Origin of the sequence: Rhizobium sp. BR 317, assembly GCF_047445835.1 — a bacterium.
In the GTDB taxonomy this organism is placed as follows: domain Bacteria; phylum Pseudomonadota; class Alphaproteobacteria; order Rhizobiales; family Rhizobiaceae; genus Rhizobium; species Rhizobium paranaense.
The window spans coordinates 75,552-99,583 of the sequence record NZ_JARWLB010000010.1 but is presented as its reverse complement, the minus strand read 5'-3'; the positions used below and the strand labels follow the sequence as shown (position 1 = coordinate 99,583).

General features: G+C 60.5%; 27 protein-coding genes. 16 read left to right on the top strand and 11 right to left on the bottom strand.

Annotated features, from left to right (window positions below; genetic code table 11):
• Positions 1–7 precede the first annotated feature (7 nt).
• The 4 genes from QD357_RS17420 (at position 8) to QD357_RS17405 (ending at position 3,056) form a co-directional block, all read left to right on the top strand.
• Positions 8–706 carry an acid phosphatase gene (locus QD357_RS17420; protein ID WP_107107593.1) on the top strand — a complete coding sequence of 233 codons (699 nt, stop codon included), beginning with the start codon at positions 8–10 and terminating at the stop codon, positions 704–706.
• 311 nt (positions 707–1,017) lie between these two features.
• On the top strand, positions 1,018–1,716 hold the full coding sequence (locus tag QD357_RS17415) for a phosphatidylserine decarboxylase (RefSeq protein WP_414124636.1): 699 nt from the start codon (positions 1,018–1,020) through the stop codon (positions 1,714–1,716).
• Positions 1,717–1,736: 20 nt separating this feature from the next.
• A complete protein-coding gene (gene pssA, locus QD357_RS17410) occupies positions 1,737–2,597 on the top strand; it encodes a CDP-diacylglycerol--serine O-phosphatidyltransferase (RefSeq protein WP_028753405.1) in 861 nt (286 codons plus the stop codon).
• Between the two features lie 318 nt (positions 2,598–2,915).
• Positions 2,916–3,056 carry a hypothetical protein gene (locus QD357_RS17405; RefSeq protein WP_172831040.1) on the top strand — a complete coding sequence of 47 codons (141 nt, stop codon included), beginning with the start codon at positions 2,916–2,918 and terminating at the stop codon, positions 3,054–3,056.
• Positions 3,057–3,131: 75 nt separating this feature from the next.
• On the opposite strand, the gene QD357_RS17400 is transcribed toward QD357_RS17405, so the two are convergent.
• Entirely contained in the window at positions 3,132–3,896 is a 765-nt protein-coding gene (locus QD357_RS17400; protein WP_107107591.1) for an SOS response-associated peptidase, read from the bottom strand.
• Positions 3,897–3,939: 43 nt separating this feature from the next.
• The gene (locus tag QD357_RS17395; protein ID WP_107107590.1) at positions 3,940–4,260 is read right to left on the bottom strand and encodes a YnfA family protein; all 321 of its coding nucleotides are present in this window, start codon (positions 4,258–4,260) and stop codon (positions 3,940–3,942) included.
• A 162-nt stretch (positions 4,261–4,422) separates the two neighbouring features.
• On the opposite strand from QD357_RS17395, the gene QD357_RS17390 reads away from it, so the two are divergent.
• The 7 genes from QD357_RS17390 to QD357_RS17360 all read left to right on the top strand — a co-directional run bounded on the left by QD357_RS17390 (position 4,423) and on the right by QD357_RS17360 (position 8,584).
• A complete protein-coding gene (locus tag QD357_RS17390) occupies positions 4,423–4,845 on the top strand; it encodes an NUDIX hydrolase (RefSeq protein ID WP_107107589.1) in 423 nt (140 codons plus the stop codon).
• 99 nt (positions 4,846–4,944) lie between these two features.
• Entirely contained in the window at positions 4,945–5,382 is a 438-nt protein-coding gene (locus tag QD357_RS17385) for a TIGR02301 family protein (RefSeq protein WP_107107588.1), read from the top strand.
• Positions 5,383–5,486: 104 nt separating this feature from the next.
• On the top strand, positions 5,487–5,744 hold the full coding sequence (locus QD357_RS17380) for a hypothetical protein (RefSeq protein WP_028753410.1): 258 nt from the start codon (positions 5,487–5,489) through the stop codon (positions 5,742–5,744).
• Between the two features lie 15 nt (positions 5,745–5,759).
• A complete protein-coding gene (locus QD357_RS17375) occupies positions 5,760–6,527 on the top strand; it encodes a hypothetical protein (RefSeq protein WP_107107587.1) in 768 nt (255 codons plus the stop codon).
• 73 nt (positions 6,528–6,600) lie between these two features.
• On the top strand, positions 6,601–7,440 hold the full coding sequence (locus tag QD357_RS17370; RefSeq protein ID WP_107107586.1) for a YgfZ/GcvT domain-containing protein: 840 nt from the start codon (positions 6,601–6,603) through the stop codon (positions 7,438–7,440).
• Positions 7,437–8,054 (top strand): YfbR-like 5'-deoxynucleotidase, encoded by a 618-nt coding sequence (locus QD357_RS17365; RefSeq protein WP_107107585.1) that lies wholly within the window; start codon positions 7,437–7,439, stop codon positions 8,052–8,054. The genes QD357_RS17370 and QD357_RS17365 overlap by 4 nt, the downstream gene beginning before the upstream one ends.
• A complete protein-coding gene (locus tag QD357_RS17360) occupies positions 8,051–8,584 on the top strand; it encodes a tyrosine phosphatase family protein (RefSeq protein ID WP_107107584.1) in 534 nt (177 codons plus the stop codon). The genes QD357_RS17365 and QD357_RS17360 overlap by 4 nt, the downstream gene beginning before the upstream one ends.
• A gap of 58 nt (positions 8,585–8,642) precedes the next feature.
• On the opposite strand, the gene QD357_RS17355 is transcribed toward QD357_RS17360, so the two are convergent.
• The 3 genes from QD357_RS17355 to QD357_RS17345 all read right to left on the bottom strand — a co-directional run bounded on the left by QD357_RS17355 (position 8,643) and on the right by QD357_RS17345 (position 10,303).
• Positions 8,643–9,092, bottom strand: a complete 450-nt coding sequence (locus QD357_RS17355; protein WP_107107583.1) for a hypothetical protein — start codon at positions 9,090–9,092, stop codon at positions 8,643–8,645.
• 230 nt (positions 9,093–9,322) lie between these two features.
• On the bottom strand, positions 9,323–9,829 hold the full coding sequence (locus tag QD357_RS17350) for a superoxide dismutase family protein (RefSeq protein ID WP_107107582.1): 507 nt from the start codon (positions 9,827–9,829) through the stop codon (positions 9,323–9,325).
• Between the two features lie 144 nt (positions 9,830–9,973).
• Entirely contained in the window at positions 9,974–10,303 is a 330-nt protein-coding gene (locus QD357_RS17345; RefSeq protein ID WP_107107581.1) for a hypothetical protein, read from the bottom strand.
• 301 nt (positions 10,304–10,604) lie between these two features.
• On the opposite strand from QD357_RS17345, the gene QD357_RS17340 reads away from it, so the two are divergent.
• The 5 genes from QD357_RS17340 (at position 10,605) to QD357_RS17320 (ending at position 19,064) form a co-directional block, all read left to right on the top strand.
• Positions 10,605–13,358: a DUF2339 domain-containing protein gene (locus QD357_RS17340; protein WP_414124635.1), complete on the top strand. Its 2,754-nt coding sequence runs from the start codon at positions 10,605–10,607 to the stop codon at positions 13,356–13,358.
• Between the two features lie 73 nt (positions 13,359–13,431).
• Positions 13,432–14,085, top strand: coding sequence for an HD domain-containing protein (locus tag QD357_RS17335; protein ID WP_181316027.1), 654 nt, complete (start codon positions 13,432–13,434; stop codon positions 14,083–14,085).
• Between the two features lie 9 nt (positions 14,086–14,094).
• Positions 14,095–14,943 (top strand): MOSC domain-containing protein, encoded by an 849-nt coding sequence (locus QD357_RS17330; RefSeq protein ID WP_107107579.1) that lies wholly within the window; start codon positions 14,095–14,097, stop codon positions 14,941–14,943.
• Between the two features lie 122 nt (positions 14,944–15,065).
• Positions 15,066–18,311, top strand: a complete 3,246-nt coding sequence (locus tag QD357_RS17325; RefSeq protein ID WP_414124634.1) for an adenylate/guanylate cyclase domain-containing protein — start codon at positions 15,066–15,068, stop codon at positions 18,309–18,311.
• A 72-nt stretch (positions 18,312–18,383) separates the two neighbouring features.
• Positions 18,384–19,064, top strand: coding sequence for a peroxiredoxin-like family protein (locus QD357_RS17320; RefSeq protein WP_107108103.1), 681 nt, complete (start codon positions 18,384–18,386; stop codon positions 19,062–19,064).
• A gap of 70 nt (positions 19,065–19,134) precedes the next feature.
• Here QD357_RS17320 and recO read toward each other — a convergent pair whose 3' ends face one another.
• From recO to lepB, 6 genes are all read right to left on the bottom strand, one after another.
• On the bottom strand, positions 19,135–19,914 hold the full coding sequence (recO, locus tag QD357_RS17315; protein WP_414124633.1) for a DNA repair protein RecO: 780 nt from the start codon (positions 19,912–19,914) through the stop codon (positions 19,135–19,137).
• Positions 19,915–20,042: 128 nt separating this feature from the next.
• A complete protein-coding gene (locus tag QD357_RS17310; protein WP_245407443.1) occupies positions 20,043–20,558 on the bottom strand; it encodes a response regulator in 516 nt (171 codons plus the stop codon).
• 200 nt (positions 20,559–20,758) lie between these two features.
• Positions 20,759–21,511 carry a Crp/Fnr family transcriptional regulator gene (locus tag QD357_RS17305; RefSeq protein WP_107107575.1) on the bottom strand — a complete coding sequence of 251 codons (753 nt, stop codon included), beginning with the start codon at positions 21,509–21,511 and terminating at the stop codon, positions 20,759–20,761.
• 82 nt (positions 21,512–21,593) lie between these two features.
• On the bottom strand, positions 21,594–22,535 hold the full coding sequence (gene era / locus QD357_RS17300; protein WP_414124661.1) for a GTPase Era: 942 nt from the start codon (positions 22,533–22,535) through the stop codon (positions 21,594–21,596).
• A 28-nt stretch (positions 22,536–22,563) separates the two neighbouring features.
• A complete protein-coding gene (gene rnc / locus QD357_RS17295; RefSeq protein ID WP_107107574.1) occupies positions 22,564–23,283 on the bottom strand; it encodes a ribonuclease III in 720 nt (239 codons plus the stop codon).
• Entirely contained in the window at positions 23,280–24,026 is a 747-nt protein-coding gene (gene lepB / locus QD357_RS17290; RefSeq protein WP_107107573.1) for a signal peptidase I, read from the bottom strand. The genes rnc and lepB overlap by 4 nt, the downstream gene beginning before the upstream one ends.
• Positions 24,027–24,032: the final 6 nt, after the last annotated feature.

Here is a 24,032-nt window from a genome sequence, read left to right as displayed (position 1 = left end):
GCCCCAAATGCGTAATTTCGCCAAAGCTTTAACGCTGTTGCTCGTCGTTGGCGTCGCCTCGCCGGTTTTTGCCGGTGATGCCAAGCCGTTTGCCGATGCCAAGGAGATCAACCTCCTCAACCTGCTGCCGCCGCCGCCGGCCAATGATTCGGCGCAGATGAAGGCCGAACTCGGCGAAATCCTGACAATCCAGGTTACCCGCACGCCGGAAATGGCGGCTCGTGCCGTTGCCGATGCGGAAGAGAACGTCTGGCGCTTCTCCGACGTCATCGACAATCCGAAATTCACCAAGGAAAACCTGCCGAAGTTCTCGGCATTCTTCGATCGCGTCGTCGAGACCGAAGGCGCCGTCGTCGATCCGGCCAAGGATGTCTGGAAACGTCCGCGTCCGCATCTCTACAGCGATCTCGTAAAGCCAATCGTACCCTTGTCCAAGTCCGGCTCCTATCCATCCGGCCACGCCACGGTCGGCACGCTGATGGGCATTGTGCTCGCAAATATGGTGCCGGAGAAGCGCGCCACCATCATGGCCCGCGCCTGGGAATACGGTCACAACCGCGTTGTCGGCGGCATCCATTACGCCTCCGACATCGAAGCCGCTCACATCGCAGGCACCGTCATCGCCGAAACCATCATGACGCATGACGACTACAAGAGCGAATATGAAGGCGCCAAGGCCGAGCTGCGCGCCACTCTCGGCCTCTAAATTCCGCCCTATGATCGAAGGTCATGAAAGGCCGCCGCTTCCCGTCGGCGGCCTTTTCTTTGCGCCCGGTGCGAGTTTCCACAGGCAACGCTTTTCAACGCTACGGATCGTTGGCATCTTGGCCCCGCGCGGATTGCGCTGGGGGCGAGCGTGCGAAAGCATTGCCCATGACAGAGTTTGCCTGTAGTCACGCTCAACGAGTATTCAGAGCAAGACCGCTTATCTTGCTTTCATTCTTTGGACTGGCATGATCTCGTCCGACAACCGGATCGCGGTTTTTGGTGAGGGTGCCCTAACGGAGTAGGCCGTAGATGAGCTTGTTGAACAGTGTACGCAACGTCATCGTCCCAGTGCACAAGGAAGGCTATCCCTTTGTCGCGGGTTTCTTTGTTGCGTCGCTGGTTCTCGGCTGGATCTTCAAGCCGCTTTTTTGGATCGGTTTGATCTTCACGCTCTGGTGCGCCTATTTCTTCCGCGATCCAGAGCGCATGACGCCGCAGGACGACGATCTCGTCGTATCGCCCGCCGATGGCAAGGTCTCCGGCGTGCAGATGGTGACGCCGCCGGCTGAGCTCAATCTCGGCCACGAGCCGATGCTGCGCGTTTCGATTTTCATGAACGTCTTCGATTGCCATGTGAACCGCTCGCCGATGCGCGGCCGCATCACCACTGTCGCCTATCGCCAGGGCAGCTTCCTCAATGCGGAGCTGGACAAGGCAAGCGAACAGAACGAGCGCAATGGCCTCGTCATCGAGACAAAGCATGGCGAGATCGGTGTGGTGCAGATTGCCGGCCTCGTCGCCCGCCGCATCCTCTGCTTCGTCAACGAKAACGAGCCGCTCGACGCCGGCGAGCGTATCGGCCTGATCCGATTCGGTTCACGCCTCGATGTGTTCCTGCCGGCTGAAGCGGCAGCGCGCGTTGCAGTCGGCCAAAGGGCAATCGCCGGCGAAACCGTCATTGCCGAATTCGGCTCGCTGAAGGGCCCCATTATTAGCCGCCGTAGCTGAGCCCGGAGAAAACGAGCGAGATGAAGACGCCTTTTCCGCCCTTCGAGCCGCATGGTCCCAATGACGAGGCGCGCGGGCCGCGCCTGCGGGAAATCCCGCTGCGGCTGATGGTGCCGAACATGATCACGGTGCTGGCGATCTGCGCCGGCCTGACCGGCATCCGCCTCGCCTTCGAAAATCGGTACGAGCTCGCCGTTGTGGCCGTGCTGGTTGCCGCTTTCCTCGACGGCATCGACGGACGTGTGGCGCGGCTGATGAAGGCCACATCCAAGTTCGGCGCGCAGATGGATTCGCTTGCCGACATCGTCAACTTCGGTGTCGCGCCGGCGCTCGTGGTTTACGTCTTCCTGCTGGATCAGGCACGCTCGCTCGGCTGGATCGCGGCGTTGATTTACACCATTGCGGCCGGTCTGCGGCTCGCACGCTTCAACGTCATGGCGGAGCGGGAGAACAAGGCGTCCTGGCAGTCTGAATATTTTGTCGGCGTGCCGGCGCCGGCCGGGGCGATGCTGGTGTTGCTGCCTGTCTATCTCGGCTTCCTGGGCCTAACGCCCACCAAGACATTCGCCTATTGGGGTGCGGCCTACACCGTGCTGATCGGCTTCCTGCTGGTCAGCCGCCTGCCCGTCTGGTCCGGAAAAACGGAAAGCAGCCGCATCCGCCGCGACCTGGTGCTGCCGATCATGCTTGCCCTCGTCGTCTATGTGGCGCTGCTGATGAGCTATACCTGGCATGTCATGGTGGTCACCGTCGTTGCCTATCTCCTGTCGTTGCCGTTGGGTGCCCGTTCCTGGACGCGCAAATACGGCACCTTCACCATCAACGGCCCGGCCGATCCTGACGTCGACGATTCAAACGACGACATCGGCCGGCATATCTAACCCAAATCAGGGACGATCTGGCGGCGACGGTCATGGATTGCCGCCAAGAATCGAAGACGGCTGCTGCGACAAAAGGTCATGCGGCCCCTATCGCCTCTGCGATGAGATTCGGCCACGCCGAACGCAACTAATTAACGAAAAATAAACAACTAAATTAGATATAGTTTGCGTTAAATTTCGCGTAAGCCTCGCGAAATATGGTCGGTGTTTACAAAAGCTGATCGGCAAATGCCTTTGATTTGTCATGTTTTATGACAAAACAACGAGGCGGGGCCGTGAATCAAAAGACACCCTAGGGAACACGTTGAGGAGTAACACATGACCAAGAAAAAAGACGAAACTGTACAACCGCAAGCAAAGATCGACCCGACCTTGCTTTATCGTCCGCTTGGCCTCAAAGCCGTCCTGGCAGCACATCTGATGCTGAAAACCAAGCCGCTGAAGAAGAAGATCGCCTAAGCTTGCAGCATCTGCCAATGACCCCGCTGGTTGAACACCGGGGTTCATGGCAGCGCCGATTCGAATGAATGCCGTTCAGAGGAGGCTCAACTGGCCGTCGCCGGGATCCGGCTTCTTCGACGGCTTGGCCAGAGGTTCGATTGTTACCGCCACCTGCAGCTCCGGCCCCATATTGGCGACCTTGTTGACGCGGTCCGAAACCGGAATCGCCTCAAAAAAATCTTCCTGAACCGGCACCATCAGATCCAGGACCTCACGCGGCTCCTGCGTCTTGCAATCGAGCCAGCGCGTAAAATCTTCCGGCTTGATGACAACGGGCATTCGGTCATGAATGGGACGCATTGTTCGGTTCGCCGACGTCGTCAGGATCGCGCCGGTATCGACTTCGGAACCATCAGCCGATGACCAGGTCTCCATCAAGCCGGCAAAGGCGATGACGCCGCCATGGCGCGGACGGATCCAATAGGCCTGCGATTTCTCGCCGCTTTCCTTCGACGGGCGATGCCATTCATAAAATCCCGACGCCGGAATCAGGATGCGCCGATGACGCATAGCCGCCCGGAACGAGGCCTTGCCAATCGCGGTTTCCGCCCGGGCATTGATCAGCAGCGGAAACTCCTTGGGATCCTTCACCCAGGCCGGCGTAAAACCCCAGCGGACGAGCAGCGCGCGGCGATCCGGCAAATTGCTGCCCCGCTCCTGCCGATCGCCTGAAACGACGACCAGGATCGGCTGCGTCGGGGCAATGTTGAAGCGCGCGGGAAAGTCTTCGTGCTCGAGATAACCGAGCAATTCCCGTACCTTCTTCTCCGTTTCCGTCAATGCAAATCGTCCGCACATGCAGCTTGTGTTGCACCCGTAAGGCGCCGGGTCAAGGTGAAGGTCAGTTGCGAGGGCCGAAGAGAATGATGGTTGCGCCTGCAAGGCAAACGGCCGCGCCGGAAAGATCCCAACGGTCCGGCGGCCGTCCTTCGACCAGCCACAGCCAGAGAATGGAGGCGACGATATAGACGCCGCCATAGGCGGCAAAGGTGCGACCCGCCGCATCGCTCGGCACCAGCGTCAGCAGCCAGGCAAAAAGTGCCAGCGACACTAGGCCTGGAGCAAGCCACCAGATCGGCTTTGCCAGCCGCAGCCATGCCCAGAAGGCGAAACAGCCGGCGATTTCGGCCAGCGCGGCGAGCGCGTAAAGTCCATAGGTCATCATGATTTCGGCGGCCTGGTTGGCGGACCCGAATCGCCGCCATTCTCATTTGCGAGTAAAAGGGCTTCCCTCTCGGACGACAAGGGCCCTATCTTATGGAGTTGAAAGCCCCCGCACGCCTATTCGTCGCCCGATATCCTCATCTGAACCAAACCTGGCCCAATGATCTCTATTCCTCGCCCMGCCTCTTCCGCCATCCTCGAACGTGACGGCCGGTTCCTGCTGGTGCTGCGGCGCAATCCGCCATCCGCCGATATGTATGCCTTTCCCGGCGGGCGCGCCGAAGATGGCGAGATGCCGGCGGAAACAGCATTGCGGGAGTTCTGGGAAGAGACCGGAATCACCGCCCGAAACCCCCGCCTGTTCGAGACCTACGACCTCAGGAGCCATGCAGCAGATGGGAGGCTCGTCAGTCATTTCGTTCTGTCGGTTTTTCTGGTCGATGCCGACGCGGATGTGGTTGTCGAGGCTGCCGATGATGCCGCCGCGATCGGCTGGTATTCTCTCGAAGATATCCGCGCCCTGCCCGTTCCGGCGAGCGTGCTCGAATGCGCCGAACGGCTGACGATGGCTCGAACCCGATGAGGCTTCCGGGGCTCCCGCGTTAACGATGCAAAGCAATAACGGCGTGGAAAGTGGCATTTTCGCCTTGTTACCGTCACTCTTGCCATATCAACTAGGCGTATGAATCATTGCCGCCTCATCAACCTGCTTCCGATCTGCGCCGCGCTTGCGGCCGCATTTCCGGCCTTTGCGCAGCCGACGGCGGCTGTTCCGGCGGTGCAGGCGCCCAGCGACACCGGCGATGCCGAGCGGCCGACGCCCTATGACGATCAACTGTCGCGGCTCGCCGAAATTCTTGGCTCGATCCACTATCTGCGCAATCTCTGCAACACCGGAAAAGAGGATTCCTGGCGCGCCGACATGCAGCGTCTGCTCGACACGGAGACGAAAGACGAGCCGAAACGCAGGGAAAAACTGACCGCCTCGTTCAACCGAGGATATAGATCCTTCGCATCGGTTTACACGGATTGCACGCCGCAGGCCATCGTGGCAGAGGAGCGATACCGTAACGAAGGTGCAACACTTGCCGCAGAAATAACCGCTCGCTTTGGAAATTGACGATTTATTAACCCCTTTTCGTGCCGAGCCGTGTCGTTTTAGGAAAAGGCTGATAAAGTCGTTAATCAAGCGGTAAGGACATGGACGTCTCGAGGAACGAAACAATGGAACCAAGCCTGAACGACATCGACGACATGATTGTCCACGAAAAAAGGCAGGCGGCGCTGGAATACCAGAACGAGGCCTGGGCCGATGGCATGGCTGATGGTATCGAGCCGGAAATCATCGCCGACGCTGCAATTGCCCATGCCATTCGCGAGACTATTCGCATTCAAGGAGAACAGGGCGCGGAAGCCTTGCTCGAATCACTTAGGGACCGCATGCTTGCTGGTGAATTCTCTCCGAACCGCACCCTGCAATAACAGCCAGAGATCCCTATGCACACCGTACCGGGCAATGAGTTTCGACGTTCCATTGCCTCGCTTGCCGTAGCGACCATGTTTTTCGGCAGCCTCGCCCTCCCTTTGCCGGCTCTTGCCTTCTCCCAGCTCAATCCGTCGGCTAACCAGCCGGGCGTCGCCGGGAAATCTGCGCAGCAGCGCAATGACAAGCCGGTCGAAGAGGCGCTGGAGGCGCCCTCGAAAACAATTCCCATGCCCGATCCGCTGGTCAACAACCAGGCTGGACAGAGCGGCGGCACCGCATCCGGAAATGCCTCGAATGGCGGCAAACAGGCGGAAATTCTCTTCGATATCAGCAAGGCGCCCGAGCCGGTACGCAAGCTGCGCGAAGCGATCGTCGAGGCGGCCGCCTCCGGTGATCTCGAGCGTCTGCGTCCACTGATGAATGTCGGTGGCGGCCTCAAGCAGACGCAGGTGACGGCGGATGATCCGACCGAAGACCCGATCAAGACGCTGCATGACCTTTCCGGCGACCCCGACGGCATCGAGATCCTCTCCATTCTGCTCGACATCATGTCGACCGGTTTTGCCCATACCGGCCAGGGCACACCGGATGAAATGTATGTCTGGCCCTATTTCGCCGAAAAAGACATCAAGTCCCTGACCGCGCCTGAGAAGGTCGATCTGATGCGCATCGTCACCGCCGGCGATTACTCCGACATGCTGGAATTCGGCGGCTATAATTTCTACCGCGTCGGCATCACGCCCGATGGTAGATGGAAATTCTTTACTTCGGGCGAATGATCCGGACGCAGAACTTGCGGTTCCCGACCAGAGGCCTTACCTCTGAGCGACAGGGCAAATTAGCGGGTCCACAATGCCAGCCGTATTCCTCAGAGATCGCTCCTTTCTCCGCGTCACCGGCGCGGATGCCGAGTCTTTTCTGCACAATCTCATCACTACCGATCTCGCCTCGCTCGGCACGGACGAGGCTCGTCCCGGCGCACTGCTGACGCCGCAAGGCAAGATCCTGTTCGACTTCATGATCTGGCGGGATGGTCCGGGCTTTCTGCTGGAGACCGACGCGGAACAGCGAGACGGCCTTTTGAAGCGGCTCACCATGTACCGGCTGCGCGCACCGGTCGATTTCGCTGCGATCGACACCGAAGGCGTCACCGTCGCCTGGGACGAGAATACGGCCGAAAGCCATAGGGATAGCCGTTTCGCCAAGGCAGGGATCACGCTGACGCGCACTCCCGGCCAGCACGGCGACGACGCCGAGACGCTCCATAGGACGCTGCGCATTGCCAATGGCATCGCCGTTTCCGGCCCGGATTTCGCCCTGCAGGACGCTTTTCCGCATGATGTGATGATGGATATCAACGGCGGCCTCGGCTTCCGCAAGGGCTGCTATGTCGGGCAGGAAGTGGTTTCCCGCATGCAACATCGCGGCACCGCAAGGCGGCGGGTCGTCATCGTGTCCGGTGGTGCCGATCTGCCAGCCACTGGTACCGAATTGACCGCCAGCGGCAAGCCGATCGGCACACTTGGTTCCATTGATGGCGCCAAGGGCCTCGCCATCGTCCGCATCGACCGCGCCGGTGAAGCTATGGCGGCCGGCACGCCGATCCTGGCGGCGGATCGCGAAGTTTCGCTCACGTTACCGCCGTGGTCCGGCCTCTCCTTCCCCACGCAGACCGATGAGGCTTCGGCATGACAGCCGGCAATACCGCGCGCGCCTGGCAGCGCATGCTGTCCGGCCGCAGGCTGGATCTGCTCGACCCCTCGCCGCTCGACGTCGAGATCAGCGATATCGCCCATGGGCTTGCCCGCGTGGCACGCTGGAACGGGCAGACCTCCGGGGATCATGCCTTTTCGGTGGCGCAACACAGTCTCGTGGTGGAGACGATCTTCCGCCATCTCAATCGAGCGACGCCGGACGAGATGTTGGCGGCGCTGCTGCACGATGCCCCCGAATATGTCATCGGCGACATGATCTCGCCGTTCAAATCCGTGGTCGGCGGGGACTATAAGGTGGTGGAGAAGCGCCTGGAGGCCGCCATCTACAGGCGTTTTGCTCTGCCGCCGCATTGCAGCCCGGAGCTGAAGGATAAGATCAAGAAGGCCGATACGGTTTCCGCTTATTTCGAAGCGACATTGCTTGCCGGTTTCACCCCGCAGGAAGCGCGCAAATTCTTCGGCCAACCGCGCAGCATCACGCGTGAGATGTTGCCGATCGAGCCGATGCCGGCGGTCGAAGCGCAGCGGCTTTTCCTGGCGCGCTTCGAGGCGATCGAGGCCGAACGCACCGCCGTGAGAGCCGACGCATGACCACGATCGTCGTATCGCCGCTGGCACGCATCGCAGAAATGGCCGTTCGTCACGGCGCATCCGAAATGATCAGCCTGATGGCAAAGGAACAAACGTTTCACCGGCCGGCCGTGATCAAGGCGGAACGGCATCTGCTGCTTGGCATGAACGACATCAGCTTTGCCGGCACCGGCGATCTCGTCGCTCCGCAGGAGACGCATGTCCACGACATCATCGATTTCGCCAGAAGCTGGGACCGCACCGCGCCGCTGCTGATTCATTGCTGGATGGGCGTGTCACGATCCCCGGCGGCGGCGCTGATCGCTGCGCTTGCCGTCCATCCCGAAACGGACGATCTGGCGCTTGTCCATCTCCTGCGCACCGCCTCGCCCTATGCGACGCCGAATACACGGCTGATTATGATCGGCGACCAGATGCTTGACCGCAAAGGCCGGCTCGTCGACGCCGTCAAGGCGATCGGCCGTGGTGCGGATGCGGACGGCAATGCGCCCTTCGTCCTGTCGCTGTCGCCGGACATCGGCGTCAGATGAAAACGGAGACTGCGCTCGCGCAATCTCCGTCCATTTGCAGTCCTTGCGAAACGGCCGATCAAGCGGCAACGCTGTCGGACGAATCAGGAGCGTATTGACCGTAGGTATTCTGGTAGGCATTCATCGAGGCCTCCATCTCGCGGATGAAGACTTCCAACGCGTTCTCATTGGAATTGCTGCCGGTGGTAGTGCTGTCGCTCGTGCCGCTGGAAGTTTGTCCCGTAGACGATGTGCCGGCGGTGGACGAATTCGTAGCGGTCTGACCACCGCTACCGTTGCTCTGCTGCATCTGCAGCAGCATGGACGCCAGATTGCCCGAGAAGGCATCCGTAGCGCTCGAATCGCTGCTGTCGTCACTGCTTTCGTCGGCAAGAACGCTTGCAGACAGAAGACCGGATTGCGCTGCTTCCTGCAGTTCCTGAGCGTCCACAACGCCGTCATGATTTTTATCAAGGGGACTGTACGAGGCAGCGCTCATGCTGCTTCCAACTGAAGAAATACCACTCATCCAAATCTCCTGGAGTAAACGCCGTCGGGCGTTTTCGGTGAGACGCAGTACGCTCGTTGAAATGGCAATTGGGATAGCCGATTTTCGAAGACGGTCAAAGATAGTTGTCAATTGACTATTAACCCCAATTGACAGGCCGCGAATCATATTGGCGATGAGCCTCTGCGAACGAGGGACAACCGCTGCTTGGCAAAGTTCCCGACGAATGGGCGAATCACCTCTGTGCAAGGTTATTCGATGACCGCGCAAGCCAGCCGTTTACCAGCACCGCCAACGGGTTGGCTGCGGTAATCATCCGACTCCGCATGGATCATCAGCGTTCGGCCGCGAATGCCGCTTTTGCCGTCCAGCAACACCATGCCATTGAAGACTTGCGCCCTGAGCTTGCCGTCCTGGTCGACATATTGGTTGGGCATATCGCCGGCATGCGGGCCATTAGCCGCAAGCAAGCCGTGCTCGGCATTGGTAGGATTGAAATGACCGCCGGCCGATTCGAACCCGTGCGTATGGTCGCAATGATTGTTCTCATGGATATGGAAGGCAACCCAGCGATTGGCCGGCAGACCGGAAACGTCGAGTTCGATCATAACGCCCGCCTTCCCCTCAGTCAGGACCGCCCGTCCCGCCTGCTTGCCGTCGAGGCCGACAAAATTGGCAATTGCCGTCTGCTTGTCCTGCGCGGTCGCAGGCAGAGCCGCCACCAAGGTCAGAGCCGCAGCAATAAGGATAGATCTCATGGAGCATTCCTCCCGTTTGAGTCGTGAATGCAACGCATCACAGGGTCGGGTGTTCCCGCGAAGAGAGAAATGAGCAGGCCCAAACCGCAAAACAACCCGCCATTGTCCAGCGGGCCGTTGCGATAATTTGGGAAAGACGGCCGCTCAGGCGGCCATGCTATCCGTGTCGTATTGGCCGTAAGTGCTGTTATAGGCATCCATCGGCGTCAGCGTACCGAGGTCGAAAGCACTGCTGGCCTGAGACATTTCGCCCGTCATCACGCCACCGGTGGGCATTTGCATGAGCTTTGCCATCAGGCTGCCCATTGCGCCATTCGCGCTACCGCTATCGACTGCATCGGTTTCGAGAATACCCGGGCGCTCGTCGGCTTCGCGCTCTTCCTGGCTCAAAACACCGTCGCCATTCGCATCGAGCCGCGAAAGCGTACCGCGATAAGGATAGGTACTGTTGGATATGGAAGATACATGGGACATACAAACCTCCTAGGGTCAGGAGCCGCCTCATGCGACGTCGTTTGTACGCAATACGTTCTGGTTAACTATTGGCGTTGATAGGCTGATTTGCCGCGCGGGTAAAGACGAATTGTTAATGGGTATTAACAATAGTTTGCGAGTTATGAATCCTAATTTTCTAATAGAATGATGAAGGTGGGCGGTGCAGCGCGTGCCACTTCTCCTCGGGTAATCGCCTGGAATCATAGAGGAAATCGACCGCCTTACCCTTCCTGTCCTGCTCATTTCGTATAATGTGGCGACAGAAGCCCATGGAGGGGACATGACGGAACTGCTGCTGATCGTGATTGTGGTCGTGGGCATTTTGATCCTGCGCAGCTACAACCAAAGGCTACAACGGCTGGAAAGCCGCGTTCTGGAGCTGCAAAACGCGCTTGCCGGCCAAGTGCTGGCGGTTGGTGTGCGCGAATCAGCAACAGCGGCAGAGCCTACTGAAGAAGCCATTCAGCCCTCCGAAAGCGCAACGGAATCATCCGTTGAAACAGTCGCAGAACCTGCGGTGGAAGAGGAAGATACTGCTCTCGCTGCACGCGGCAGCCTGGAAGCAACCGAGGATGTAGTCGCCCCAGCCCTTGCCCGGGAGGATGAAAGCCTGGAGAGCACCATCGGCGCCCGTTGGGCTGTCTGGGTGGGCGGCATTGCTCTGGCGCTCGGCGGCATCTTCCTGGTCAAGTATTCGATCGAAAGCGGTCTGCTCAGCCCTGCCGTGCGGCTGGTGCTTGCCGCGATCTTCGGCTTGGTGCTCGTCGCTGCCGGCGAAATTATCCGGCGCCGCTCCGAACCTGTGCTGGCCAACACCTTCCAGAACGCGATGATCCCTGGCGTGCTGACGGCGGCGGGCGTCGTCGCGCTGTTCGGCTCAACCTATGCCGCCCACGGCATTTACGGCTTCATCGGACCGGCCACCGCCTTCGTCCTCCTGGGGCTGATTTCGCTCGCCACGCTTGGCCTGTCGCTGCTGCATGGGCAAGCGCTTGCAGGTCTCGGGCTCCTGGCTTCCATGATCACGCCGGTGCTCGTCGCGCCAGCGGCGCCGAATCCCTGGACGTTCTTCGGCTATCTCGTCTTCACCTGGCTCGCCACCATCGCCGCCTCGCGGCTGCGCCGCTGGCACACCGTACCCTCCTTTGCCAATGCCCTACTCAGCATCTGGCCGCTGCTTTACATCTTCAACAGCGAAGTGGTCGACTTGGCGCCGGTTACCCTGACCATGCTGGCAATGATGGCCGGCACGATTTTCATTTGGCCGGGACGCTATGAAGTCACCGCAACGAGTGAGGAAAGCACTGTCCGGTCGGACGAGATCGAAGAACGCCCGGCCTTATCACCGGCCAGCCATTGGGCAACATTCCTGGCGCGCGCGCCGCTTGGAATGACGCTGACGGCATCCGTAGGCAGCGCCGTGGTGGCTCTGTCTCTCCTGGCTTACAGCCTTTTGTACGCCTACCCGCTGCCGGACGCGTCCTTCCACTTTGCGGCAATTGTTGCAACTATTGCCGCCTTCGGGGCCAGCCGTGTGCATGCGGCCTGGGCTGCAATTCTGTCGGCCCTCGCCGCCGGCTTTGGCATGTTCCTCGCTCTGATGCAGCCGGAGATCGGTGCGGAGCTGAATGTAGCGCAGATCGTTCCGGCCTTGTCCCACCTTGTCGTCTATGACGGTCTCGGCCTCGGCGCGGTTTTCGTCATCGTCGGCTTCTTCTTTCTCAAGCGTTTTGGCGAAAGCGAGAAGCCCTTTGCGGCTCTGTGGAGCGTCATCATGGTTGCCACGCCGCTGACGATCGCCGTGATCAGCTATGTCACCTTCGGCAACTGGACGCGTGACTCGCTGCATGGGCTCTATGGCATCGTGCTTGCTATCGCCCTGATAACACTCGCCGAATTGCAGTATCGCCGATCCGCGGAAAACATGGCCTTGCCGACCAATGTTTTGGCGGCAGGTTCCTTCGCGGCCTTGGTCTTCGCCCTGCATACGCTTGCTCATGACGCTATTCCAACGATGCTGCTGCCCGTGCTTGGCATGGCCTTTCTGCTCGCCGGGCGCGCCCGCTCCTGGCCAGTCCTGCCATGGACGATGGTCGCGGCGCTGATCATCACCCTCGGGCGCATTGCCTGGCAACCGACCATCGTCGATCCGGGCGAGCTCGGCACGACACCGATATTCAATATGCTGCTTGCCGGTTACGGTATCCCGGCGGTGCTCGCCGTCTGGGCTGCCTTCGAGGTTCGCCATTCGCCAGACCTCAGGCTGCGCAATGCTCTGCAGGCGCTTGCGAGCTTCCTGGTGTTGCTGACCATCGCCATCCTGGTGCGCCATGCGATGAACGGCGGCGTCTTGAATGCAAACGTTMCGACGCTCGGCGAACAATCGATCTACACATTGCTGGCAATTGGCGCCTCCGCGACGCTGATGGCGCTTGATCTCAGCGCATCGAGCCTCGTCTTCCGTTATGGCGGAATGGCGCTCGGCGTCCTCTCTGTTACTTTGATCCTGACGCTGCATCTGATCGGGCTCAATCCGTTCATGACAGGTGAAAGCACGGGTCGGATTCCTTTCTTCAATCTGCTGCTGCTCGGCTATCTTCTGCCGGCGATCGCCTATGGCGGCTTGGCGGCTTATGCCCGAGGCAAGCGGCCCCTGCCCTATGTGACGATGTTGGCCGTCGCCGGCGCGGTTATGGCCTTTGCCTGGGCGACGCTGTCGGTGCGCCGCTTCTGGCAGGGCGAATACATCCCGTTCTGGAACGGTTTCATCCAGGGGGAAGTCTATTCCTATTCCGTCGTCTGGCTGCTGATCGGCATCGCCCTTCTTTGGCTAGGAGCGCGTCTCGAAGCTCGCAGCCTGCGTATCGCTTCGGCCGCGCTGGTGTTCGTCGCTGTCGTGAAGGTCTTTCTGATCGACATGTCAAACCTCGAAGGCTTCCTGCGGGCGCTATCCTTCATCGGCCTCGGCGCGGTGCTGATCGGCATCGGCCTGTTCTACCAAAAGGTCCTGACCGGCAAGAAAGCGACGGAATGATTGCGGCGAATCTCTGTGCTCGGTAGGAACGCACGAGATCATTCCGACAGATCATTCCGACATGGGGCCGAAGATGGATATCAACAGTATGGCGCGGGCGTTCGCCCCGTTCGAAACGCTGGCTGCGCAGCTCATTCCACATGCGGCTGATGGCGACGACGGCTCGCACGACGTCGCCCACATCCTGCGGGTCTTCAAGAATGCCATGTCCATCCAGGCTGAAGAAGGCGGCGATGCCCGCATCCTCGCCGCCGCGGTATTGCTGCATGACTGCGTCGCGGTGGAGAAGAATTCGCCGCATCGCGCCCAGGCATCGAGGCTGGCGGCCGAAAAGGCTTCCGGCATCCTGAGGGAGCTTGGATGGGCTGGCGAAGATATCGCCGCCGTAGCGCACGCCATCATCACGCACAGCTTCTCCGCCAATATTCCGCCGGAAACGCTGGAGGCGAAAATGCTGCAGGATGCCGACCGGCTGGATGCGATCGGCATGGTCGGCGCTGCCCGTTGTTTCTATATTGCGGGCCGCCTGGGCTCCGGCCTCTACGATCCATTCGACCCGCTTGCCACCGAGCGGCCGCTCGACGACAAGCGCTTCGCCATTGACCATTTCGAGACAAAGCTGTTCAAACTGGCGGACGGGTTCCAGACCGAAACCGGCCGGAAATTTGCCGGCGAGCGGCATGATCGGTTGAAGACGATCCTGGCAATGTTCATCGACGAAATCTGAGGGCTATTCATGCAGGTCAGCGATCTCTTCATCTATCCGCTCAAGAGCGCGCGCGGCATTGCCATTCCATCCGCCACGATCGACGCCTTCGGCCTGATCGGCGATCGTCGCGCCATGCTGGTCGAACCATCAGGCCATTTCATCACGCAACGCGAAATGCAGGATCTTGCCCGCATCGACATCCAGCCCGGTCCTTCCTATCTGCGCCTGAAAATGGAGGGCAAGGCCGACATCATCGTGCCACCGCCGCACCCGGACCACCGCATGGATGTCGTCGTCTGGAAATCGACGGTCAACGCTTCCGTCGCCGATGAGGAGACAAACAACGCGCTGTCCGCCTCGCTCGGTCGCGACGTCAAGATGGTCTTCTTTGACAGGCTTGCGAAGCGCGTCGCCAATCCGGAATGGGCCGGCAGTGACACGCCGGTCACCTTTACCGACGGATACCAGATCCTGATCACCACCACCGGCTCGCTGAAGGCGCTCAATGCCGATCTTGCCGCCCATGGCGAAGGTTCGGTCGGCATGGAGCGCTTTCGCCCCAACATCGTTATCGACTGCGATGAAGAATGGCCGGAGGACCGCTGGGCGGCGATCGAGATCGGCGGCATTCGCCTCGATCTCGTCAAGCCATGCGCCCGTTGCATCATGACGACGCAGGACCAGAAGACCGGTTCGCGCGAGGTACCGAACCCCATGCCTGCCATGGGCCGCGTCCGCATGTCCGCCGACCGCCGCGTCCCCGGCCCGCTCTTCGGCTGGAACGCCGTGCCGCGCGGCGAAGGCTCGGTAAAGATCGGCGATACGGTGACTGTGATCGAGGAGCGGCCGGAGGGCTGGGCATTCAAGCGGCGATAGTCGTTCCACCGTTTGTTTAGCTTGCGGACCCAAGGTAGCAGGCGCATGCTGATCGCTCATTTTGAACCCGTCGGTTGCGGCTGAACCGGCCGTGGCGCACGGGGTTTGACGAGGTGCGTCCGATGGAGTGCGCCGGCTGCGGTTTCGATATTCAAAGCGGCTTTGCGTTCTGTCCGCGATGCGGCGCAAAGCAGCCTATCTCCTGCGCTGCCTGCGGCTATCCCTGCCAGCCTGATTTTGCCTTCTGCCCCAGATGCGGCGGCGCGATTTCCGACAAAGCCCCACCCGCAGCCAAGCCGACCATCGAGGCTGCACCGGCAAAATCCGAGGACGATGCCGACCGGCGGCCGGTGACCGTGCTTTTTGCGGATCTCTGCGGCTTCACGACGCTGAGCGAGCAGATCKACCCCGAAGTCATGCGGGTGCTGCAGAACGAATTGTTCGAAGAGATGACCCAGGCAGTTGAGGCCTATGGCGGCTTCGTGGACAAATTCGTCGGCGATGCGCTGCTGGCGCTGTTCGGTGCGCCGGTCGCTCATGAAGACGATCCGGTGCGGGCGCTCAATGCCGCGCTCAACATGATCGATCGGGCAACGCAGGTCGGCGAGCGCTGGCAAGCGCGCGCCGGCGTGCCGTTGCGCCTGCATATCGGCATCAATAGCGGCCCCGTCGTCACCGGCGGGTTCGGCGCCGTCAGCACCAAATCCTATTCCGTGACAGGCGACACGGTGAATACCGCCCAACGTCTGCAATCCATGGCGGGCGAAAACGATATCCTCGTCGGGCCGCTAACCTACCGCCTCACCCGCCATGCCTTCGCCTTCGACAGCCTCGGCGCCCAAGCCTTGCGCGGCAAAAGCGGCAATGTGCTTGTCCATCGGCTGACGGGACCACTGGAAGCGCCGCATACGGCGCGCGGGCTCGAGAGTTTTGGCCTTCAGGCGCCGATGATCGGACGGGATACGGAATTGTCGCGGCTGCTGACCTGCCTCGACCTTGCCTGTGGCGGTGCGGCACAGCTTGTCCGCCTTATCGGCGAGGCGGGTATCGGCAAGTCGCGGCTTGTCAATGAATTCATCGGCATAGCCGGCAATGCAGCTCGCTACCAGGGCCTCGCCATTCGCAAGGCGACTTGCTCCCCCCTCGGCGAACAGTCCTACGGCACGCTTGCCGCGGTCGTGCGCAGCGCCTACGGCATCGGCGAGCGGGACGATCTCGACAGGACACGACAATTGCTGGCGACGGGATTTCGCGCACTCGATCTCACGCAGGAGGATATTGACGGGCTTTTGCCGCTCTTTCTGCACGTCCTCGGCCTCGGCGACCTCAGCGGAGCGCTGCGGCATATCGAGCCGGAACAGTTGCGGCGGCAGATCTTCTATGCGGTCCGCACCGTCTTCGAGCGGCGGCTGGCGCAGGGTCCCCTGCTGCTTGTGATCGAGGATCTACATTGGGCCGACGCCGCCTCGCTGGAAGTGCTTCGCTTCATGATGGATCGGCTGGAACGCAGCCGGCTGATGCTGCTTGCGATCTACCGGCCGACATCGCAGATCGACCCGCTCGATTCCAATCGCGTCAGCGTCACCGTACAACGTCTTGGCCCGCTCAACGCAGCCGACGGGCAGAAGCTGCTCGCCGCTTTCTTCGGGGAAAGTCATGCCAAGCTGCCGGTCGCGATGCGCAAGCGCATCCTTGAGCGCGCCGGCGGCAATCCGCTCTTCATCGAAGAGATTCTTCGCGGATTGATCGATATGGGCAGGCTGCACAATGACGGTCAGCGCTGGCAAGTGGCGGCGGAAGATACGGATGTCGATATTCCGGTCAATCTGCAGGCCCTCTTGCTTGCCCGCGTCGATCGCCTGCCGCAGGAAATCAGACGGTTGGCGCAGGAGGCGGCGGTGGTCGGCCCGAAGTTCGACACCGCCCTGCTCCGCACCGTCGCCAGCGATCCGGCTGCCATCGATGCCGGGTTGGATTATCTCTGCGATGCCAACATCATCGAGGAATTGCGCGGGCCTGATGCCGGTGCTTCTCCCACCTATCGTTTCAGCCAGTCCCTGCTGCACGACGTCATCTACCATAATCTCCTGCAGCAACGGCGCATGGAGCTTCATCGCCGGATCGGCGGGGTTCTGGAACGCCAATATGGCGCAGCACCCGACCGGCCCGAGCATCTGGCCCAGCTCGGCCATCACTTCAGCCTCACCACAGAGAAGGCGAAGGGGGCCAGCTATCTGATGGCCGCCGGCKATCTGGCACGCAAGACCTACGCCAATGATGACGCGATGCGCCTCTACCGCCAGGCGCTTGCCGCCTTCGCGAACGAGCCTGGGGTGGCGCCGGAGCAATTGGCGCTCCTGGAGCGTCTTGCCGATCTCTGCGGCCCGGCCGGTCACCGCGACGCCGCCTTGAATCATTATCAGCGAGCGCTGGCGATGCATCGCACCGGAGACGATCGGATCGCGGCGGCGAGGATATTGCGCAAGATCGGCCGACTGCACCACGAAGCGGGGCGCCGCGATCAGGCCGAGGCGCATTGTGCTGAAGCCGAAGCCATGATCGCGACGATCGATGCGCCGGTCGAGCATGCACATCTCCTGCAGGAGCGCGGCCATCTGGCCTTCCGCATGGGCGACCAGGCCGCCGCCGCAGAATGGGCGACGCAGGCCCTGCAACGGCTGCAAACGCTGCCCATCGACGGAACGACCGAGGCCGGACGAGAGGCAGCGCGCGCGATGGCGGAGGCGCTGAACACTAAAGGCGCAGCACTTGCGCGGCTCGGCCGCCGTCGCGATGCCGTGCAGGAAGTGGAGCGCAGCCTCACTGTTGCCGAAAAGGCCGATCTGCAAAGTGCCGCCTGTCGCGCCTACTCCAATCTCGGTGTGCTTTACACGATTGTCGATCCGGCCAACGCCATCAAGGTCTGCCGGCGCGGGCTGGAAGTGGCGACCCGCATCGGCGATCTCGGCTTCCAGGCGCGCCTTCTTGCCAACCTCGCCGTTTCCTGCTGCACCTTTACCGACCGCTGCGCCGCCGAGGGTGTGCCGGCAGCGGAGAAGGCGGTGGAAATCGACCGCGCGCTCGATCAGCGCGACCATCTCTCCGTGCCCTTGATCGTCCTCGCGCAGATTCATCAATGCCACGGGCAGCCGAAGCTAGCCCGTAAGTATTACGAGGAAGCCCTTGAGGTAGCTAAGGAAATTGACGAGCCGCAACTGCTCTTTCCGTGCTATGATGGCTTGGCGACGCTGAGCCTTGAACATGATGACATGGATGAGGCGGAACGGTATTTCACGCTGGCACAGGATGTGTGCACACGCCACAACCTCGATCCGGGCACACTCGTCGTATTGCCGTTTCTCGACTGACCGTCCCTATCGTGACGATCGCCGGAAAACCAGTGGGAGAATCTATTCAAGCATATAGAGGGAGGAATGAAGATGCAGGAGAACCACGCCGAAAGACCATTGCAGCCTGGAGATCGCGCACCGAATGTCGTGCTGGATGCGATCACCCGCCAGGGCAAGATCGCCATCGACGACTTTCGCGGCCAGAGACCGGTGTTTGTCGGGCTGTTCCGCGGACTGCATTGCCCCTTCTGTCGCCGGCAGATCGCCGCCATGGCCGAACTCACCGATGCGTTGCAGGAAAAGGGCATCGACAGCCTGACCGTCGTTAATACGCCGATCGACCGCGCCCGCCTCTACTTCCGATATCATCCGCTTCCCAATCTGCTGGCCGCCTCCGATCCGGAGCGGGTATCGCACAAGGCCTTCGGCCTGCCGAATATTCAGTTCACCGAAGCCGAGAATAACTGGCCGCACAAGGTCAGCATGGATGCGGTGATGTCGATGCGCATCGATATGCCGGGCGAGCTCCCAGAACCTATGAATCCGATCGCCGCGATGGAATACCTCGACAAGGCGGACGGCTATGAAGTCACCGAGGATGACAAGCGGATGATCGCCACCGGTGAAGGCCAGCTTGTCGGCGAATTCCTGCTTGATCGGGATGGCGTCATCCGCTGGTGCTTCACGGAAGTCGAAGAGGCCGGCCGTCATATGTTCGGCGTCCCCGCCCCAAGAGAGGTGATGTCGGCAGCATCGAACATGGCTATTTGAAGCGATCGCTCTTTCAGCTCCGAATCATATTTTGAGCATGATCCCATCCGCGCGCGGTCGGGATCATGCTCTATCTTTTTGCGGCTATGGTCGGCCGCTCCTGCGGCGCTTCCAAGGTGGCCGCATTCAGCGCTTTCAACGCGGCCTGGATGAAACCGTCGCGCGCGGCTGCGATCTCTATGCCGCGCGGTTCGTAGACATGGCGATGCAGGAAAAAGCCGGTCAAGCGGAAGGCAGCAGCGAGGCTTTCCCCATCCGCCGCCTCGACGGCGCCGGCGGCAAGGAACGGCGGCAGCGCCAGCATCTTGTCGGCCCAGGGCAGACCGGCGGCACGGCAAAYGGCACGCCCGGTTTTCGGCGACACAAAGGCGAGATCGTCGCGCACGCCCGTCGCCGCACACTCGGTCAGATCAAGGCCGAAACCGAGATCGTTGAGCACCGCCAACTCGAAGCGGACGAAAAGTTCACCGGCGTCCATGGGGTTCTGCAGGTTTTCGAGAATGACGTTCAGCGCATCATAGAGATGTGGATGCGGGTCGCGCTCAGGCAGCAGGCGGAGCACTGCGCCCATGGCCTGCACGCCATAGACGGCGGTCGCCGTCTCCATCAGCCGCGCCGCCCGCAACCGTACCGGCTCCATGCGGAACTCGCCGAGATGCTCGTGCAGCCGCGCCCGCCAGGTCACTTCGACCAGATTGCCCGCCTGTAGCACCGGCTGCATGGCGCGTGACCGGCCGGAGCGCACCAATCCCATATGCCGGCCACGATCACGCGTCATCACCTCGGCAATGACACTGGTCTCGCCGAGGCGTTTGACGCCCAAGATGATCGCCTGATCCTGCCACTGCATCGGCCGGTTCGTCCCACAGAATGTCGTGATTCGAGTTTAGGACAAACGGCAGGCGCTGTCACATGTCAGACGATCAGCGAGAGCGCGCCGCGATCGCAAAATCGCTACACACTTTGGCGCGACAGACTTTAGGGCTGGCTGCTTGATGGGTCGTCCACCGATGCCAGCCTGTCGACGAATGCCCACATAGCGGCCTCGTCGAAAGGCTTGTTGAGCAACGGCACATGCCGCATGTCCGGCGGGAAATCGAGCGTATCAGGATAGCCGCTGACGAAACCGAAGGCGATGCCGCGCTCTACCAGCAACCGGGCAAAGCCGAAACTCATCGACTCCCCCAGATTGACGTCCAGCATCGCAAAATCATAACGCTCCGTATGAATTGCGTTCACCGCCTGCTCGAGGTTCGAGGCGATTTCCACCTCCTTGACCCCGATGAGACGCAGGATTTCCTCCGCCTCCATGGCAATGATCAGATTGTCTTCCAAAATGAGAACGCGCTGAACCGTCATATCAGCGCCATCCCCGCATGCCTGCGCCAAGCGGCGCCGTGCCCCGTAAACATTCCCACATCTATCCCTCCGGCGCCGATCATCGGCCCGTGTTGAATGAATGGTATTCCCCCATCCGTGTTGGCTAGATCTCATGTGACATGACCTTGCCCTGACCCGCTTCGCACTTTTTGTCTCGCGGGACTATGGGCTCGTCAACGTGCTCCAATCGCTTTTGCCGCCGCGGTTAGTAAAAGGTGAAACTGGTCGAAAAGTGACGAAAATGTAGTCTATGCTGATACACCGGCCATGAACATTTAAAAATGACATGTGGCAGCCACATCAATGCCGCCGTCTCAGATGAACGGCCGCCTGCCCGAATCCAAGCCGTCCCATTTGGCGAGAGCGGCGAGTCCTTTACCGTTCAGCACGTCGCAGCCGCGCTCCTGCCAGCGGATCATTCCGCGTTCCGACAGTTTTTTCAATGTTTTGTTCGTATGAACGATGGAGAGGCCAAGCGTGTCGGCAATGTGCTGCTGCGTGATCGGAATGCCCTTGCTGCCATCGAAGAGATGCAGGGCACCGGCCCGTTGATGCAGATAGGCGAGCAGATAAGCGGCTCTTTCCAGCGCGGACCGGCGACCGATGCTTAAGAGATGTTCGTCCAAAATACGTTCTTCCCGCGCAGCGATCCAGGTGAGATCGAAGGCGAGCGACGGATGCTTGTTATAGAGCGCCATCAATTCCGCACGCTCGAAAACACAGAGCGAGACCGGCGACAAAGCCTCGGTCGAATGCTGCATCTCGCCCATGATCGAGCCCTGCAGGCCGATGAGGTCGCCGGGCATCACATAGTTGAGAATCTGCCGGCGCCCGTCCTCGAGGGTTTTATAGCGAAAGCCCCAGCCGGACAGAATCGTGAAGAGATGAGCACTGTGGGCGCCCTCCAGGAAGATCGTCGCACCGGGATCGACGACGAGTTCACCCTTCTTGAAATCCGCGACGAAACCCAGTTCCTCACGACTGAATTCGCGGAAATGCGGCAAACGCCGCAGCGGACAGAGCTGGCACGGCGTTTTCTCTTTGTGCGTCGTCGTGGTCTTGACCATTCACGCCCCTTGGATCGCGCCGGTTGAGGCGATCTTTCCGATGGCTGTCGTGAGGTAAGCCACTCAACGGGAAATCGTTCCGTCAGCGCGGAAACTCAAGTCCCATTTCGCGGAAGCGTTCGGGATCGTCGCCCCAATTCTCACGCACTTTGACGAAGAGGAAGAGGTGCACCGGCTGTTCGAGAATTTCGGACAGCTCCTTGCGTGAGGCCGTCGAAATCGCCTTGATCGTCTCGCCTGATTTGCCGAGGGCGATCTTCTTCTGGCTTTCGCGCTCGACATAGATCACTTGCTCGATGCGAACGGACCCGTCCTTGCGCTCTTCCCATTTTTCCGTCTCGACATGCGAGGAATAGGGAAGCTCCTGATGCAGGCGCAGGAACAGCTTTTCGCGGGTTATTTCGGCGGCGAGCTGACGCATCGGCAGGTCCGAAATCTGGTCTTCGGGATAATACCACGGACCTTCCGGCAGGGTCTTTGCCAGATAGTTCATGACATCGTCGCAGCCCGAACCGTTTTCGGCCGAAATCATGAAGGTCTGGTCGAAGGTGATCTTCTCGTTGGCGGCGGCGGCAAGCGCCAGCAGGTCCTCGCGGCGAACACGGTMGATCTTGTTCAAAACAAGGATTTTCGGCTGGGAAACTTCCTTCAGCCCTTCGAGAATGGCTTCGGCATCGCCGCGTATTCCCCGCTCGCTGTCGATCAGCAGCATGATGAGATCCGCATCCTTGGCGCCGCCCCAGGCTGACGTCACCATGGCGCGATCAAGGCGCCGGCGCGGCTTGAAGATGCCGGGCGTATCCATGAAGACGATCTGCGCATTGTCATGGATGGCGATGCCGCGCACGATGGCGCGCGTCGTCTGCACCTTGTGGCTGACGATCGACACTTTGGCGCCGACGAGCCGGTTGACAAGCGTCGACTTGCCCGCATTGGTCGGGCCTATGAGGGCCACGAAACCCGAATGGGTTGGGCCGATATTTTCAGCCGCACCTTCGCCGGCCAGATCTTCCTGATTGGTCATTTCTTCCGTCATTTCTAGGCTGTCATTTTCATTTCTGAATAGACTGGGACTGCCATACACCTTCGCGCTCCAAAATCCGTGTCGCGGCCACCTGTTCGGCGGCGCGCTTGGAGCGCTCTATACCGGTCTCGGGCGCGGTTCCCGCCACCTCCACCGTTACCGTGAAGCGGGGATCATGATCCGGTCCGCTGCGGTCATCAACCCTGTAAACGGGTGTGACGCCGAATTTCGCATGCGCCCATTCCTGCAATTCCGTCTTGGCGTCGCGTCTGGCGCCGTCCGGACGAATAGCGCGGCGTTCCCAATAGCGCAGAATGAATTTGCGCGCCACTTCGAGGCCGCCATCGAGATAGAGCGCTGCAATAAGGCTTTCCACGACATCGGCACGCACGTTCAGCATACGCTTGCCGGTCAACTTCTTCACATCGGCGCCCGTGCGGATGAAGAGATGCAGTTGCATTTCGTCGGCGACTTCGGCGCAGGTCTCGGCGCTGACAAGCTGGTTGAGGCGCACCGAGAGCTCGCCCTCGGTCGCTGTGCCAAAGGTCTGAAAAAGGAGCTCGGCGATGCACAGGCCGAGAACCCGGTCGCCGAGAAATTCCAGCCGCTCGTAATTGCCGGCCTTGTGCGTTCGGGCGCTGGCATGCGTCAGCGCCCAGTCGAGGCGCCCCTTCTCGGCGAATTCGTGGCCTATGACGGCTTCAAGCCTGACACGATCCGCCTGCGGGAGCGTCTGCGTCTTCGTCATTCGACAACCTTGAAGAGGCGGTCCCAACGCATGTTGGTCGGCCATTTCCAGATTTCGCGGAACGAGGTGTCGTGGCCGAGCGAGAAGAAGATAACGCTGGCACGGCCGATCAGGTTCTCAGCCGGCACATAACCGACATCGAAACGGCTGTCGTCGGAATTGTCGCGGTTGTCGCCCATCATGAAATAGTTGCCTGGCGGCACGACATATTCCTGCGTGTTGTCACCACGCGACGTCTGCGACAGGTCCAGCGTGTCGTAGACCTTGCCGGTATCCGGCAGGCGCTCGCTGTAAACGGGGATATCGTCGCCCGGCTCCTGGCTGTAATCCGAAGCGAAGGTTCCGTGCGGCTGACGCGGGACGGCCTGGCCGTTGATGTAGAGGATATCGTTCTTCATCTGGATACGGTCACCCGGCAGACCGATGACGCGCTTGATATAGTCGACATCCGGATTCGGCGGGAAGCGGAAGACCACCACATCGCCGCGCTTCGGTTCGCTGCCGAAGATACGGCCACTGAACAGATCCGGCGAGAAAGGCAGAGAATATTTCGAATAGCCGTAAGCGAACTTATTGACGAAGATGTAGTCGCCAACAAGAAGCGTAGGCATCATCGAGCCGGACGGAATGGTGAAGGGTTGAAATAGCACCGTGCGGATGATCATGGCCAGGACCAGAGCCTGTACGATGACCTTTATATTTTCCCACAGGACATTCTGCTGTTTTTCGGCTTTCTCGGACACGCAGTC

Excerpts from the sequence above, each read along its gene's own strand:
- QD357_RS17420 (WP_107107593.1), top strand. The coding sequence starts at position 8 with ATGCGTAATTTCGCCAAAGCTTTAACGCTGTTGCTCGTCGTTGGCGTC.
- pssA (WP_028753405.1), top strand. The coding sequence starts at position 1,737 with ATGAAGACGCCTTTTCCGCCCTTCGAGCCGCATGGTCCCAATGACGAG.
- QD357_RS17405 (WP_172831040.1), top strand. The coding sequence starts at position 2,916 with ATGACCAAGAAAAAAGACGAAACTGTACAACCGCAAGCAAAGATCGAC.
- QD357_RS17400 (WP_107107591.1), bottom strand. The coding sequence starts at position 3,896 with ATGTGCGGACGATTTGCATTGACGGAAACGGAGAAGAAGGTACGGGAA.
- QD357_RS17395 (WP_107107590.1), bottom strand. The coding sequence starts at position 4,260 with ATGACCTATGGACTTTACGCGCTCGCCGCGCTGGCCGAAATCGCCGGC.
- QD357_RS17385 (WP_107107588.1), top strand. The coding sequence starts at position 4,945 with ATGAATCATTGCCGCCTCATCAACCTGCTTCCGATCTGCGCCGCGCTT.
- QD357_RS17380 (WP_028753410.1), top strand. The coding sequence starts at position 5,487 with ATGGAACCAAGCCTGAACGACATCGACGACATGATTGTCCACGAAAAA.
- QD357_RS17375 (WP_107107587.1), top strand. The coding sequence starts at position 5,760 with ATGCACACCGTACCGGGCAATGAGTTTCGACGTTCCATTGCCTCGCTT.
- QD357_RS17370 (WP_107107586.1), top strand. The coding sequence starts at position 6,601 with ATGCCAGCCGTATTCCTCAGAGATCGCTCCTTTCTCCGCGTCACCGGC.
- QD357_RS17365 (WP_107107585.1), top strand. The coding sequence starts at position 7,437 with ATGACAGCCGGCAATACCGCGCGCGCCTGGCAGCGCATGCTGTCCGGC.
- QD357_RS17360 (WP_107107584.1), top strand. The coding sequence starts at position 8,051 with ATGACCACGATCGTCGTATCGCCGCTGGCACGCATCGCAGAAATGGCC.
- QD357_RS17355 (WP_107107583.1), bottom strand. The coding sequence starts at position 9,092 with ATGAGTGGTATTTCTTCAGTTGGAAGCAGCATGAGCGCTGCCTCGTAC.
- QD357_RS17350 (WP_107107582.1), bottom strand. The coding sequence starts at position 9,829 with ATGAGATCTATCCTTATTGCTGCGGCTCTGACCTTGGTGGCGGCTCTG.
- QD357_RS17345 (WP_107107581.1), bottom strand. The coding sequence starts at position 10,303 with ATGTCCCATGTATCTTCCATATCCAACAGTACCTATCCTTATCGCGGT.
- QD357_RS17335 (WP_181316027.1), top strand. The coding sequence starts at position 13,432 with ATGGATATCAACAGTATGGCGCGGGCGTTCGCCCCGTTCGAAACGCTG.
- QD357_RS17330 (WP_107107579.1), top strand. The coding sequence starts at position 14,095 with ATGCAGGTCAGCGATCTCTTCATCTATCCGCTCAAGAGCGCGCGCGGC.
- QD357_RS17320 (WP_107108103.1), top strand. The coding sequence starts at position 18,384 with ATGCAGGAGAACCACGCCGAAAGACCATTGCAGCCTGGAGATCGCGCA.
- QD357_RS17310 (WP_245407443.1), bottom strand. The coding sequence starts at position 20,558 with ATGAGATCTAGCCAACACGGATGGGGGAATACCATTCATTCAACACGG.
- QD357_RS17305 (WP_107107575.1), bottom strand. The coding sequence starts at position 21,511 with ATGGTCAAGACCACGACGACGCACAAAGAGAAAACGCCGTGCCAGCTC.
- rnc (WP_107107574.1), bottom strand. The coding sequence starts at position 23,283 with ATGACGAAGACGCAGACGCTCCCGCAGGCGGATCGTGTCAGGCTTGAA.